The organism is Streptomyces sp. CY-1 (assembly GCF_047218265.1).
Taxonomy (GTDB): domain Bacteria; phylum Actinomycetota; class Actinomycetes; order Streptomycetales; family Streptomycetaceae; genus Streptomyces; species Streptomyces niphimycinicus.
In genome coordinates this window covers 6,112,350-6,125,100 of sequence record NZ_CP178393.1, presented here as the reverse complement: position 1 = coordinate 6,125,100, position 12,751 = coordinate 6,112,350, and the positions used below count along the sequence as shown (strand labels likewise).

At 70.1% G+C, this 12,751-nt stretch carries 13 protein-coding genes; 9 read left to right on the top strand and 4 right to left on the bottom strand.

Translation table 11 applies throughout. The annotated features are described in order from the left end of the window. The first annotated feature begins 178 nt into the window (after positions 1-178). The 3 genes from ACK1X7_RS26415 to ACK1X7_RS26405 all read left to right on the top strand — a co-directional run bounded on the left by ACK1X7_RS26415 (position 179) and on the right by ACK1X7_RS26405 (position 3,332). Entirely contained in the window at positions 179-1,027 is an 849-nt protein-coding gene (locus ACK1X7_RS26415; RefSeq protein ID WP_385140147.1) for a hypothetical protein, read from the top strand. A gap of 111 nt (positions 1,028-1,138) precedes the next feature. Continuing rightward, positions 1,139-2,293, top strand: a complete 1,155-nt coding sequence (locus ACK1X7_RS26410) for a serine hydrolase domain-containing protein (RefSeq protein WP_385140150.1) — start codon at positions 1,139-1,141, stop codon at positions 2,291-2,293. A 166-nt stretch (positions 2,294-2,459) separates the two neighbouring features. Next, complete coding sequence (locus ACK1X7_RS26405; RefSeq protein ID WP_398158487.1) at positions 2,460-3,332, top strand: BRO-N domain-containing protein; 873 nt, start codon at positions 2,460-2,462, stop codon at positions 3,330-3,332. A 134-nt stretch (positions 3,333-3,466) separates the two neighbouring features. Here the strand turns inward: ACK1X7_RS26405 and thiC are convergent, their stop codons facing one another. Next, positions 3,467-5,239, bottom strand: coding sequence for a phosphomethylpyrimidine synthase ThiC (gene thiC / locus ACK1X7_RS26400; RefSeq protein WP_385140153.1), 1,773 nt, complete (start codon positions 5,237-5,239; stop codon positions 3,467-3,469). 181 nt (positions 5,240-5,420) lie between these two features. On the opposite strand from thiC, the gene ACK1X7_RS26395 reads away from it, so the two are divergent. Continuing rightward, positions 5,421-6,854 (top strand): YibE/F family protein, encoded by a 1,434-nt coding sequence (locus ACK1X7_RS26395; protein WP_390794029.1) that lies wholly within the window; start codon positions 5,421-5,423, stop codon positions 6,852-6,854. A gap of 188 nt (positions 6,855-7,042) precedes the next feature. Here the strand turns inward: ACK1X7_RS26395 and ACK1X7_RS26390 are convergent, their stop codons facing one another. The 3 genes from ACK1X7_RS26390 to ACK1X7_RS26380 form a co-directional block, all read right to left on the bottom strand. Beyond that, positions 7,043-7,480 (bottom strand): SsgA family sporulation/cell division regulator, encoded by a 438-nt coding sequence (locus tag ACK1X7_RS26390; protein WP_211124680.1) that lies wholly within the window; start codon positions 7,478-7,480, stop codon positions 7,043-7,045. Positions 7,481-7,914: 434 nt separating this feature from the next. After that, on the bottom strand, positions 7,915-8,109 hold the full coding sequence (locus ACK1X7_RS26385) for a DUF5326 family protein (protein ID WP_216344785.1): 195 nt from the start codon (positions 8,107-8,109) through the stop codon (positions 7,915-7,917). 201 nt (positions 8,110-8,310) lie between these two features. Continuing rightward, entirely contained in the window at positions 8,311-8,628 is a 318-nt protein-coding gene (locus ACK1X7_RS26380; RefSeq protein ID WP_078642398.1) for a cupin domain-containing protein, read from the bottom strand. Positions 8,629-8,693: 65 nt separating this feature from the next. Here ACK1X7_RS26380 and ACK1X7_RS26375 point away from each other — a divergent pair, with 65 nt between their 5' ends. The 5 genes from ACK1X7_RS26375 (at position 8,694) to ACK1X7_RS26355 (ending at position 12,534) form a co-directional block, all read left to right on the top strand. Beyond that, positions 8,694-9,074 (top strand): phage holin family protein, encoded by a 381-nt coding sequence (locus tag ACK1X7_RS26375; RefSeq protein WP_093463150.1) that lies wholly within the window; start codon positions 8,694-8,696, stop codon positions 9,072-9,074. A 24-nt stretch (positions 9,075-9,098) separates the two neighbouring features. Further along, complete coding sequence (locus tag ACK1X7_RS26370) at positions 9,099-9,710, top strand: low molecular weight protein-tyrosine-phosphatase (RefSeq protein ID WP_413115715.1); 612 nt, start codon at positions 9,099-9,101, stop codon at positions 9,708-9,710. Next, a complete protein-coding gene (locus tag ACK1X7_RS26365; protein WP_385140161.1) occupies positions 9,707-10,846 on the top strand; it encodes a cystathionine gamma-lyase in 1,140 nt (379 codons plus the stop codon). Before ACK1X7_RS26370 ends, ACK1X7_RS26365 begins: the two co-directional genes overlap by 4 nt. Positions 10,847-11,043: 197 nt before the next feature. Next, the gene (locus ACK1X7_RS26360; protein ID WP_385140164.1) at positions 11,044-11,943 is read left to right on the top strand and encodes a LysR family transcriptional regulator; all 900 of its coding nucleotides are present in this window, start codon (positions 11,044-11,046) and stop codon (positions 11,941-11,943) included. A 42-nt stretch (positions 11,944-11,985) separates the two neighbouring features. After that, the gene (locus ACK1X7_RS26355) at positions 11,986-12,534 is read left to right on the top strand and encodes an NUDIX domain-containing protein (RefSeq protein ID WP_413115714.1); all 549 of its coding nucleotides are present in this window, start codon (positions 11,986-11,988) and stop codon (positions 12,532-12,534) included. Positions 12,535-12,751: the final 217 nt, after the last annotated feature.

The following is a 12,751-nucleotide window of genomic DNA, read 5'->3' as shown; positions in this document are numbered from 1 at the left end:
CGCTGCCCGGGGCAGATAGAGAGCTTCACCGGCGAGGGAGCAATTAGCGAAACTTGCTGTCACCCCGCGCCGGATCGGCTCTACCATCGGCTTATCCGTCGCAGGCTCTCCTCCGTTTCCGCCCGACTGCCCGGCGTAAGCCGGCGTCACGGCCCTACGGAGCATCGGGGGATGCACCATGAAAAGCGCTCCGCACCTGCTGACCGAGGACCGCCCGGAGTTCGAGCGGGTTCTCGACGAGGCACTGCGCACCGCGGACCGTCGCCCGGACCTCACCGGTGTCGGGCAGCGGCTCACTGCCGAGCAGTTGCGCACGATGGCGCTCGGCGCCTCGGCCGCGATAGCGGCATGCGCGGCCGCCGAATATCAGGACTACCGCGAAACTCGCGCCAAACTGCGCGAGCCCGCGCCGCTCTTCCCGCTCGCCGGGGATGTGAGCGAGCGCGAGCACCCGGACGGCACGGTGGGGCTGGCCGGCGCGATGCAGGACGCCGCGGGGGCCGGGCTCGTCGCCATGCTCGCGGTCCTGGCGCCGGTGCTCGCCGGAACCGCCGCGATCATCTTCCTCATCGTCGGCTATGTCCTCAACGTCCTCGACCCAGCCCCCTCCATCGCCCAGCCGATGGTCACCGCGGGCTGGTTCTTCGCCGCGCTGACCGCCGCGGGCATCCTCATCGCCGCCGTCGGACTGCTCCTGACCGCGCTGCGCAACGGCTCCAGCGCGATCCGGGGCGAGGCGCGCAGCGAGCAGCTCGAGGAGGTGGACCGCGCCAGAGAGGTCTGGCGTCAGGCCCTGCTGGAGCGCGGCATCCTGCCGTTCCTCCGCGAGGCCCTGGCCAACCCCTCGGCCCCGTCACCCTCCGCGTACGTCCCGACCAACCCCGAAACGGTCAGCCGCACCCCGCACCTCGGCTACAGCCGCCCCGGCTTCAGCACCGACGGCGAAGGCCCCAAGGCCCGCCCCCGCTACAGCAGCCCGGACTTCACCAGCCCCGACTACGGCGGACCGGAACACCAGCCGGACTAGCCCGCGTTCGGTCCCGGGGTTGCCCCGGAGGCCCGCTCCGGGCGCGCATGAGGGTGCGCATGGGGTCATCCCGGATGGCGGGGCGCGGCTGCCTCGGCAGCATGACTGTCCATGACTTCCTTGACCCGACGTACCTTCATGGGTGGTTGCGCGGCCGCGACACTGCTGGCCGTGACCGGAACCACCGGCGCCCGCGCGGCGACAGGGACTACCGCACCAACCACCGCGTCCGACGAGGCCGCCCTACAGGCCGCCATCAGCGATCTCTCCCATCCGCCCGCCACCTCCGCGCAACTGCGCGTCGACCGCCGAGGCGACCAGTGGTACGGCACGGCCGGAGCGGCGGACCTCGGCAGCGGGCGGGCCGTACGCCCGGACGACCGCTTCCGCGCGGGCAGCGTCACCAAGGCGTTCGTGGCCACCGTGATCCTTCAACTGTGGGCCGAGCGCCGGGTGGAGCTCGAGGCCCCCATCGGCCGGTACCTCCCCGATCTGCTGCCCTCGGCCTTCTCCCGCCGCATCACCGTGGCTCAACTGCTCAACCACACCAGCGGACTGCCCGACCATCGAGGGCTGCCGGACGACAGCACTCCGGAAGGAGTCCTGCGGCAGCGATGGGACCGGTGGACACCCCGGGAGTGGGTCGAGACGGTGACCCACGACCCGCTCAAGTTCGCTCCGGGGACCGCACAGGAGTACCGGGGCATCAACTACGTCCTGCTCGCCCTGCTCATCGAAAAGCTGACCGGCCACCCCTACGGCCACGCGATCGGATCCCGCGTCCTCCGCCCGCTGGGCCTGACCCGAACCCTGCTGCCCGGCCAGGACCCGCGCCTCCACGGTCCGCAGGTGCGTGGCTATCTACGGATGACCGACGGGTCGCTGCGCGATATCACCGTGTACAACCAGTCCAGCGCCTGGGGCGAAGGCGAGCTGATCTCGACCCTCGACGACCTGTTCCGTTTTCAGCAAGCTCTGTTCTCCGGCGCCTTGCTGCCACCCGACGCCCTGGACAAGCTCTTCACCCTGCCCCCGGATTCCGTACGAATGCTGGACGGCACCCCGGCCCGCTACAGCCTCGGCCTGCAAAAGGCCACGGTCAACGGCGTGACGTTCTGGGGAAAGACCGGCGAGACATACGGCTACCGCACCCGCATGTTCACCACCCGCGACCAGTCGCTCCGCTTCGTCCTCTCGTACACCCCGACGCCACTGACCACCCAGGAGGACATGACCAACCGAGTCGTAGCCGCACTCACCGCATAAACCCACCCCGCGGCCCGCGGGGATGTTTCACGTGAAACGGGCTAACGGGAAGTACCGACTCTTATCCTCGAATCGATCAATTATCCACCGATCGAGGGAACTTCCGCCTATTCGGGGGAATTGATGGGCGGTGATGTTTAGCGTCCATTGGTGGAGGTGATGCGCGATGCGCAAACACAACACACCGCCGGGCCCATCCGCCCGGCACGACGCCATGGACGTCAACGATTTCGTCTACGCGGCCACGGGGGCCCGGGTCCGAAGGTTGACCCTGCCCAACGGAGAGCACTGGTTCCCCGCTGCCGATGTGTGCCGAGAGCTCGGCTACACCACAACGCGAAAGGCTCTGCTCGATCATGTGCCGGAGGAGCGGCGAGAGTCTCTTGAGACTGTGACTTCCAGTCACAGTCTCAGCATTCCCGCAGGTAGGGAATGGCGCCGAGACTTGCAGCTCGTCGATCTCGAAGGACTTATCCTCCTGGTGAACGGCTGCACCAAGCCCGCGTGCCTGCCCTTCAAACAGTGGGTCTCGAGAGTGATCGCCACCGTCCAGCGCGAGGGCTCATACGCGCTGGAAGTCTCCGAGATCTCCCGTCCCACTCCACCGAGCGAGCTCATGGACGCGATCGTCCGGCTGGAGATGCGGACCGAACGCTTCCATACGGAGGTATTGGATTCCCTGCACCGGTCCGAGCAGGCGTGGTCACAGATCCTCGACGCACTGGGCTGCCGACCGGGCGAGGAACCCGCGGCGGACAAGCGGGAGCTGAGGCTCAGGACGGAGGACCTGTTCGCGCAGTGGAAGGCCCGGCTGAGCATCACCGAGGACGTATGGGCGGTGGCCGTCTACATCCTCCCCACGCTGGCCGAAGCCGGACGGATCGGCCACTCGCTGGAGACGCTCTCCGCCAAGACGGGGCTCACTCGGCAGCGGGTGCACGCCTGTCTGCGGTTCCTCCAGAAGCACCACTGCATCCGTCAGAACGGGCTGACGGACAGCGGGAACCCGATCTACGTGGCTGAGCTTCCGCCCGCGTAAGGGCACGCTGAGGGTCCGAAGTCGCAAATCGAAGTTGCGGCTTCGGACCCGTCCCGCAGCGTATCGCCTGGTTCACTCCGCAGGCGCTGCTTTGCCAGCTTTCACCGGCGATCTCGGCCTACGCGTCCAGCGCCTCAGTCCGCGATCGGCAGATAGACGCGGTTGCCCGCCTCCGCGAACTCCTTGGACTTCTGGGCCATACCGGCCTCCGCCTCCGCCGCCTCCGCCGCGTCCATCGCGCCGCCGTGTTCGCGGCGGATGTCCTGGGAGATCTTCATCGAGCAGAACCGGGGCCCGCACATCGAGCAGAAGTGTGCGGTCTTGGCCGGTTCGGCCGGGAGGGTCTCGTCGTGGAAGGAGCGGGCCGTGTCCGGGTCGAGGGCCAGGTTGAACTGGTCCTCCCAGCGGAATTCGAAGCGCGCGTCGGAGAGCGCGTCGTCCCATGCCTGGGCGTCCGGATGGCCCTTGGCCAGGTCGGCGGCGTGGGCGGCGATCTTGTAGGTGATCACGCCGGTCTTGACGTCATCGCGGTCCGGCAGGCCCAGGTGCTCCTTGGGCGTGACGTAGCAGAGCATCGCCGTGCCCCACCAGGCGATCATCGCGGCGCCGATGCCGGAGGTGATGTGGTCGTAGGCGGGGGCGATATCGGTGGTGAGGGGGCCCAGGGTGTAGAAGGGGGCCTCCTCGCAGATCTCCTGCTGGAGGTCGACGTTCTCCTTGATCTTGTGCATCGGGACATGGCCCGGGCCCTCGATCATCGTCTGGACGCCGTGCTCCTTGGCGATCCGGTTGAGCTCGCCGAGCGTGCGCAACTCCGCGAACTGCGCCTCGTCGTTGGCGTCGGCGATCGACCCGGGGCGCAGTCCGTCGCCCAGCGAGTAGGTGACGTCGTACGCCGCCAGGATCTCGCACAGCTCCTCGAAGTGGGTGTAGAGGAAGGACTCCTGGTGGTGGGCGAGGCACCACGCCGCCATGATGGAGCCGCCGCGGGAGACGATGCCGGTCTTGCGGCGGGCGGTCAGGGGGACGTACGGGAGCCGGACGCCGGCGTGGACGGTCATGTAGTCGACGCCCTGCTCGGCCTGTTCGATGACCGTGTCCTTGTAGATCTCCCAGGTCAGCTCCTCGGCCCTGCCGTCGACCTTCTCCAGCGCCTGATAGAGCGGCACGGTGCCGATGGGGACCGGGGAGTTGCGCAGCACCCATTCGCGGGTGGTGTGGATGTTGCGGCCGGTCGAGAGGTCCATGACCGTGTCGGCGCCCCAGCGGGTCGCCCAGGTCATCTTCTCGACCTCCTCCTCGATGGAGGAGGTGACGGCGGAGTTGCCGATATTGGCGTTGACCTTCACCAGGAACCGCTTGCCGATGATCATCGGCTCGATCTCCGGGTGGTTCACATTGGCCGGGAGGACGGCGCGGCCCGCCGCGATCTCCTCCCGGACGACCTCGGGGGAGACGTTCTCGCGGATCGCCACGTACTCCATCTCCGCCGTGATCTCGCCCCGCCGCGCATAGGCGAGTTGGGTCACGGGAACGCCCTCGCGGCCGCGCCGCGGCTGGCGTGGGCGGCCGGGGAAGACCGCGTCGAGGTTGCGCAGCCCCCCGCGGGGCGAGGTGTGCTTGATCCCGTCGTCCTCGGGGCGGACGGGACGGCCCGCGTACTCCTCCGTGTCGCCGCGGGCGACGATCCAGTTCTGCCGCAGCGGCGCCAGGCCACGGCGGACATCCGTCTCGATGGTGGGGTCGGTGTACGGGCCGGAGGTGTCGTACAGCGTCACATCCTGGCCGTTGGTGAGGTGCACTCGGCGGACCGGGACGTGAAGGTCCGGGCGCGAACCCGCGACATATCCCTTATGCCAGCCGAATTCGGCCGTCTCGGCGCGCGATGATGCATCCTGCTGAGTCATGAGACCCACTCCCTACGCCGGCATTACCCGGTAACAGGTTCAGCGGTCGGCGCAGCTATCAGCGTCAGCGCCCTCTCAGCCCGGTGCTCCGAGCTCCCGCGATTGCAAAGGTTCGTGCCCACGCTAACGGTTTATCCACAGTGCTGAACAGGGGGCCCACTCCTCTTGCGATGATGCGACCGTGACCGCCATCCAGCAGGACCACCCGCCCGAGCAGCCCCGCCCCTCCGATCAGGCGCATGACCACGGCCACGACCACGGCCATTCCCACGGCCACTCCCACGGCCATGGCCCCGCCGCTCCCGTCTCCGCCCGCCTCCGCAAGATCATCGCGGCGGTGCTCATCCCCTTCGCCGTCGCCGTCGTCGCCGGTCTGATCGTGCTCTGGCCGGGCGGCACGCCCGACCACAAGGCGAGCGGCCGCAGCGGCCTCGGCTTCGACCAGCAGACCGTCGCCGGACGGGTGGTGAAGGTCGAGGAGGTGAACTGCGCCGACGTCAACGCCCAGCCACAGGCACCCACCGAGCCCGGCCAGGACAGCGCCGCCCAGAACGGCGCCCCGGGGCAGGCCGGGAAGAAGAGCGTCTGTGAGAAGGCCACCATCGAGGTCACCTCGGGCAAGGACAAAGGCCGCACTTTCCCCGAAATAGTCCAGCCCAACGCCTCGCGTCAGTTCAGCGCCGGGCAGGAGCTGAAGCTGGCGTACGCCCCCAAGGCGCCCAAAAACTTGCAGTACTCCGTGTCCGACGTCGACCGGTCGATGCCGATGGCGCTGCTGGCGGGGCTGTTCGCGCTCGCCGTCGTGGTGGTGGGACGGCTGCGCGGAGTGTTCGCGCTGGTGGCGCTGGCGATCAGCTTCGGGGTGCTGACGCTGTTCATCCTCCCGGCGATACTCCAGGGTTCCAATCCGCTGGTGGTCGCGGTCGTCGGGGGCAGCGCGATCATGCTTCTCGCGCTCTATATGTGCCATGGGCTGACGGCCCGTACATCGGTCGCCGTGCTCGGCACACTGGTGTCACTGCTGCTGATCGGGGTGCTGGGCTCGCTGTTCATCGCCTGGGCGAGCCTGACCGGCAATACGGACGACCAGACCGGGCTGGTGCACGGCCTCTATCCGAACATCGAGATACGCGGGTTGCTGCTGGCGGGCGTGATCATCGGCTCGCTGGGCGTGCTGGACGATGTGACGGTCACCCAGACCTCGGCGGTCTGGGAGCTGAGGGCCGCGGACCCGACCGTGTCCCGGCGCAGGCTCTACGGGGCGGCGATGCGGATCGGGCGGGACCACATCGCCTCCGTCGTGAACACGCTGGTGCTGGCGTACGCGGGCGCGTCGCTTCCGCTGCTGCTGCTGTTCTCCATCGCGGACAGCGGTGTGGGCACGGTCGCCACCAGCGAGATCGTCGCGGAGGAGATCGTACGGACGCTGGTGGGCAGCATCGGGCTCGTCGCCTCGGTGCCGGTGACCACGGCGCTGGCCGTGCTCGTGGTCTCCGCGGACCGCGCCCCGGCGGTGGACGGCGGCGCGGAGCGGGGGGCCGACGCGGGCGGCGCCCAGGGGGCCCGGACCGGCCGGGGCGGACGCGGGCGGCGGCGCCGGGCCAAGACGCGCTGAGCGGCCGGGCGACGGCACGTCCAACTGCCGGGCGACGGCACGCTGGGCCTCCGGGCGGGGGCACGACGAGCCGCGCTCAGCCACCGGGCACGCCGCCCGGCCGGTTCGGTGATGGCGGACGGTTCGGTGATGGCGGCCGGCCCGGCCGCGGCGCACCGGTCCTCGGCCCGCCGCCGCGTATCCGGCGCTCAGCCCGCGTACCGGTCCTCGGCCAGGATGCGGTCGAGTTCGGCGTCGAGATCGCCGACCGGATCGCAGGCCGCCGGCTCCTGGCCGAAAGGCACCACCCGGTCCGTCCGATCGAGGAAGGCCACCAGAGGCGCGGCCCCGGCCCGGAACAGGGCCCGTTCACAGCCCACCTGGAGTCTGATGAAGACGTCCGAGAGCCCCTCGGGGGAGGCGGGAGCGATACGCACATCCCCCTCGCCGGTGGGTCTGCTCAGCCCGTCCAGCAGCAGCTCCCGCGCGAAGGCCCAGCTCACCGGCGCGTCGCCGGGCAAATGGAAGGTGATCTCGACGGCATAGGGGTCGCTGCTGTCGTAGGACAGCTCGACCGGGATCCGGAAGGAGAGATCCTGCGAGACCAGGAAGGTCATCGTCACTTCCGCCTGAACTGTGTCACGCATGTCACGCATCGTTCGCCGCCCCGGGTTGTTTGCGCATGGCCGACTCTGGAGCGTAGCGACTCGATTGCTGTGCGGAGTCGGTTTGCCTCGTGTGAGGGAACGAAAATGGCCAGTGTTGCCATGGGGAGACCCGCGGGGCCGGACGACGTGGGCCCGGTGGGCGGGAGATCGGGGCCGGCGCACCGGCCGTATCGAAGATCGCTGTCGTCAACAGGCACCCCCGGGGTGTTGTTGCGAGGCAGACGCCGAGAGGAAGAACGCCGAGTTCTCGCACTGTAACGGCAGGGGTGCCGCCGGGCCGCGCTCCCGCCCCGGCGGTATCCCTCGCGCGGCGTATCCACGCGCGGTGGGGATCCGCAGGGCCTGCGGGGATGCGTCAGGCCCTGGGGGGATGCGTCAGACCCTGGGAGACGCGGCGAGCGCCGCGGGGCGGGTCAGGCGGTGAACTTCCGTACGACGTAGATCAGCCCGGCGATCAGCGCCACCAGCAGCAGCGCCTTGAAGACAAAGCTCACCAGGAACCCGATCACGCTCATGATCAGGCCGCCGAACACGGCGAGGATGAGGACCGGAATCGCGATCCAGGTCACCCACCACGGCAAGCCCCGGAATATCTCCTTCGTGGTCACGTAACTCCCTGCTTTCTCTCCGAGCCGTGGGTCCGGACGCCGACGGCCGGTCTTCCCTGCCCTCGATGCTAGGACGGGACGGAAGCGCGCGGGCGCCCCTCGCCCCCCGTCCTCCCCTGACCGGACCCCTACGGGACCGTCCCGCCACGCATCGGCTCCGCGGTGGACAGGCCCGCAGGGAGCACGAGCCGTCGGCCTGTGTCAGCCCTCCGGCGGTGAGAACACCACCAGCACCCGCAGGTCCTCGGTGATGTGGTGGAACTTGTGCGCCGTGCCCGCCGGTACGTACACCACGCTGCCCCGCGCCACCTGCGTCGTCTCCATTCCCACCGTGACCGACGCCCGGCCGCTCACCACCAGGTAGACCTCGTCCTGGTTGTGCGGCGACTGCGGGTCGGGCTGGCCCGCGTCCAGCGCGTACAGCCCCACCGACATGTTCCGCTCCCGCAGGAACTGTAGATACGCGCCGTTGTTCGCGGCCCGCTCCGCCTCCAGCTCATCCAGCCGGAACGCCTTCATTCGCTCTCCACCCCTGCCTACGGGGCCCCTGCCTGCCGCGGGGCCTGTCTGCGACGATCTCAACCATGAAGAATTTTCTCGTCAAGACGATCGCGAACGCCGGTGCCCTCGGCGTCGCCATCTGGCTGCTCAAGGACATCACGCTCACCGGTGACAACACCGGCCGCCAAGCGCTCACCCTCATTCTCGTCGCGCTGGTCTTCGGCGTGGTGAACGTGGTGGTCAAGCCGATCGTCAAGCTCCTGGCTTTTCCGTTGTTCATCCTGACCCTCGGGCTGATCACGCTGGTGATCAACGCCCTGATGCTGCTGTTGACCTCCTGGCTGGCCGGAAAGCTGGATCTGAGCTTCCATGTCGACGGCTTCGGCACCGCGGTGCTCGGTGGCCTGATCGTCTCCATAGTCGCGTGGGCCCTGCACGTCGTGCTGCCCGATGACAAGGACTGACCCCGTCCGGGGATGATGAGAGGCATGAGAGACCCGTCGCCCTACCGTGTCTGCTTTGTCTGCACCGGCAACATATGCCGCTCGCCGATGGCCGAATCCGTCTTCCGCGCCCACGCCGCGGAGGCCGGTCTTGACGGCCGTGTCGAGGTGGACAGCGCGGGCACCGGGCCCTGGCACGAGGGCGACGGGGCCGACCGCCGCGCCATCGACGTGCTCACCGCCCACGGCTATGAGCAGGATCACATCGCGCGGCAGTTCCGGGCCGACTGGTTCGATCACCTCGACCTGGTGATCGCCCTGGACAGCGGCCATCTGCATGAGCTGCGCGCACTCGCGCCGACCCCGCACGACGCCGCGAAGGTACGGCTGCTGCGGAGCTATGACCCGGAAGCGGACCGGAACGCGCTGGGCGGCCTCGATGTACCGGACCCCTACTTCGGCGGGACGGACGACTTCGAGGAGTGCCTGGAGATGATCGAGGCGGCCGGCGGCGGGCTGCTGGACGCGGTCACCGAGGCCCTCGACGCCGCGGAGAACGCCGCCGAGGAGACCCCGGGGAGCGCCGCCGCGGCCACCCGGAGCAGGAAGAGCGCGTCGGCCGCCGATGGCCCCGACGCGGGGAAGGAACCCGCATGACCGGCGACGGCACCCGCGCCGTACGGGCCGGGCTGCCCGAGGCGGAGGCGTACGAGCCGACGCTGCCGGGCCCGGTCTTCGCCGCCCACTACCACCTCCCCGGCGACCCCGTCGGCCCCTACACCTACGGCCGGGACGCCAACCCCACCTGGTCCCTGCTGGAGCGGGCGATCAGCGAGCTGGAGTCACCGGGCACCGACGCCGAGACGGTCGTCTTCTCCTCCGGGATGGGCGCGATCTCGGCCGTACTGCTGTCCCAGTTGCGCCAGGGCGACGCGGCCGTACTGCCGTCGGACGGCTATCAGCTCCTCCCGGCGCTGGTCGAGCGGCTGGAGGGCTACGGGGTCACCGTGCGCACCGCCCCGACCGGCGAGGACGCCCAGCTCGCCGTCCTGGACGACCGGACGAAGCTGCTGTGGCTGGAAACCCCGTCCAATCCCGGACTGGACGTCTGTGACATCCGCCGGCTCGCCGAGGCCGCGCACGCCCGGGGCACGCTGGTCGCCGTCGACAACACCCTCGCCACCCCGCTCGGCCAGCGCCCGCTGGAGCTCGGCGCGGACTTCGCCGTGGCGAGCGGCACCAAGGCGCTCACCGGCCATGGCGATGTCCTGCTCGGCTATGTGACCTGCCGCGATCCGCGGCTCGCCGCGGAGGTGCGGGCATGGCGCAAGACGGTGGGCGCGATCCCCGGCCCCATGGAGGCATGGCTCGCCCACCGCTCCCTGGCCACCCTCCAGATGCGCGTCGACCGCCAGGCGGCGACCGCCCTGGCCCTCGCCGAGGCGCTGCGCGACCGCACCGAGATCACCGGGCTGCGCCACCCCGGGCTGCCGACCGATCCCGCCCACCGGCTCGCGGCCGGGCAGATGCGCGGCGGGCGCTTCGGCTGTGTGGTCTCCTTCACCCTGCCGGACAAGGAGTGCGCGGAGCGCTTCCTGGCCGGGCTGCGGCTGGTGGACGACGCCACCAGCTTCGGCGGGGTGCGCTCCACGGCGGAGCGGCGCGGACGGTGGGGCGGCGACGCGGTGCCCGAGGGGTTCATCCGCTTCTCGGTGGGCGCGGAGGACCCGGACGATCTGATCGCCGATGTGCTGCGGGCACTCGATGCGGCATCCGCCGCGACGGGTGGCTGAAAGCGAGCGGGTACGCCTGTGCGGGCGTCTCAAGCCTCCCCCCTCGTGGCTTGAGACGCCCCGGTTCTTCTCGTGGAGAACCGCTCGAACAAGGCTAGTTGACTCAGCGTCAGTGTCCAATCACAGTAGCGACATGGACCTATCGGCATATTTATAGTTGGCATGCGTTCGGGGCGCGACGAGGCGAGGGGAACCGCATGGATCTGGCCCTGTTACGCACCTTTGTCGCGGTTCACCGCGCCGGGTCCTTCACCCGCGCCGCCGGGCTGCTCGGGCTCTCCCAGCCCGCCGTCACCGGCCAGATACGCACCCTGGAGCGGCAGCTCGGCCGCCCGCTGTTCCTCCGTACGGCGCGCGGCGTCGTCCCCACCACCGTCGGGGACGAACTCGCCCACAAGGCCGCGCCGCATCTCGACGCCCTCGTGGAGATCGCCGAGGCGGGTCTCGACGACGACCGCTCGGCGCTGCGCACCCTGCATCTCGCGGGCCCCCCGGAGTTCACCGCACTGCGCGCCCTGCCCGCGCTGACCACCCTCGTCACCCAGGGCCTGGCGGTGCGCTGCGCCTTCGGCAGCACCGAGGAGCTGTTCGAGGGGCTCGGCGCCGGCCATCACGACCTGGTCATCACCACCGCCCGGCCACGGGGCCGGCTGCTGACCGCCACCCCGCTGTGCGACGAGGAGCATGTGCTGATCGCGGCCCCGCGCTGGGCCGCCCGGCTCGGCGGGCCAGCGGTGCTCCAGGTCAAGGGGGTACGCGCGCTGGAGGCGCTGCCCGTCGTCGAGGTCCACGAGAGCCTGCCGCTGGTCACCCGCTACTGGTCGGCCGTCTTCGACACCCGGCCGGTCACCGCCGGCACGATCATCGCGCCCGATCTGCGCGCGGTGCTCGCCTGCGTCGCGGAGGGCGCCGGGCTCGGCGTCCTGCCGCGCTATCTGTGCATGGACGCGCTGGACGCGGGGGAGGTCGTGGCGCTGCTCAACCCGCCGGTGCCGCCGCTGCGCACCTATTTCCTGGTGGTGCGGACGGGGGCGCTCACCCTGCCGCATATCGCACGGGCGCACGAATGGCTGTTGCGCGCGGCTGTCGACTGGTGAGTAAGTGGTTTCGCGGGGCGAAGGGTGCGGCAGATGTCCTGCATGACCGAACGACCTGTGGTCAAACGCACCGCTCGCGCCATTCTCCTCGAGGGCGAGGCCGCGCCCCGGATGATCCTGATCAAGCGCACCAAGCCCGGCCAGGCGCCGTACTGGATCACTCCGGGCGGCGGGATGGAGCCCGAGGACGCGACCGTCGTCGAGGCCCTGCACCGCGAGGTGGACGAGGAGCTGGGGGCGAAGGTGACCGATGTGGTGCCCGCGTTCGTGGACACGGTCCCCCATCCCGAGGGGGGCGCGGAGGGCGCCGAAGGCGCCCAGGACTCCGGCGGCTCTGTCGGCTCCGGCGGCTCCGGCGGCTCTGTCGGGGTGAAGGTGCAGCACTTCTTCGTCTGTCGCCTCGCCTCGATGGACCTCACCCGGCGGCACGGCCCGGAGGTGGACGAGCCGTGCGGGGAGTACGACGTGGTGAGCGTCCCCTTCACCCGCGAGGGGATCGCCTCGGTCGAGGTGGTGCCGCCCTCGCTGCGGGCCTACCTCGACGCCAACATCGAGGGTGTGCTGGCCCTGCTCGCGGACGACCTCGGCTAGGGCCGTCCCCGTCCGGCGGGTCTTCGCGGGGCAGGACCTAGCGGAACCAGCCGCCGAACGGCTGCTGGGTCTTCCGGGCTGCCCGCTGACGCGCCTCGGCCAGCACCCGCTCGGCCTCCTCACGCCAGGTCTCGGGCCCCGCGTCGGGGCGTACCTCCGGCCGGATGGCGGGGCTGAGATCGGCCCGCGCCACGGAGGGCTGCGGCGCCTGCCCGGC

Excerpts from the sequence above, each read along its gene's own strand:
- ACK1X7_RS26415 (WP_385140147.1), top strand. The coding sequence starts at position 179 with ATGAAAAGCGCTCCGCACCTGCTGACCGAGGACCGCCCGGAGTTCGAG.
- ACK1X7_RS26410 (WP_385140150.1), top strand. The coding sequence starts at position 1,139 with ATGACTTCCTTGACCCGACGTACCTTCATGGGTGGTTGCGCGGCCGCG.
- ACK1X7_RS26405 (WP_398158487.1), top strand. The coding sequence starts at position 2,460 with ATGCGCAAACACAACACACCGCCGGGCCCATCCGCCCGGCACGACGCC.
- thiC (WP_385140153.1), bottom strand. The coding sequence starts at position 5,239 with ATGACTCAGCAGGATGCATCATCGCGCGCCGAGACGGCCGAATTCGGC.
- ACK1X7_RS26390 (WP_211124680.1), bottom strand. The coding sequence starts at position 7,480 with ATGCGTGACACAGTTCAGGCGGAAGTGACGATGACCTTCCTGGTCTCG.
- ACK1X7_RS26380 (WP_078642398.1), bottom strand. The coding sequence starts at position 8,628 with ATGAAGGCGTTCCGGCTGGATGAGCTGGAGGCGGAGCGGGCCGCGAAC.
- ACK1X7_RS26375 (WP_093463150.1), top strand. The coding sequence starts at position 8,694 with ATGAAGAATTTTCTCGTCAAGACGATCGCGAACGCCGGTGCCCTCGGC.
- ACK1X7_RS26370 (WP_413115715.1), top strand. The coding sequence starts at position 9,099 with ATGAGAGACCCGTCGCCCTACCGTGTCTGCTTTGTCTGCACCGGCAAC.
- ACK1X7_RS26365 (WP_385140161.1), top strand. The coding sequence starts at position 9,707 with ATGACCGGCGACGGCACCCGCGCCGTACGGGCCGGGCTGCCCGAGGCG.
- ACK1X7_RS26360 (WP_385140164.1), top strand. The coding sequence starts at position 11,044 with ATGGATCTGGCCCTGTTACGCACCTTTGTCGCGGTTCACCGCGCCGGG.
- ACK1X7_RS26355 (WP_413115714.1), top strand. The coding sequence starts at position 11,986 with ATGACCGAACGACCTGTGGTCAAACGCACCGCTCGCGCCATTCTCCTC.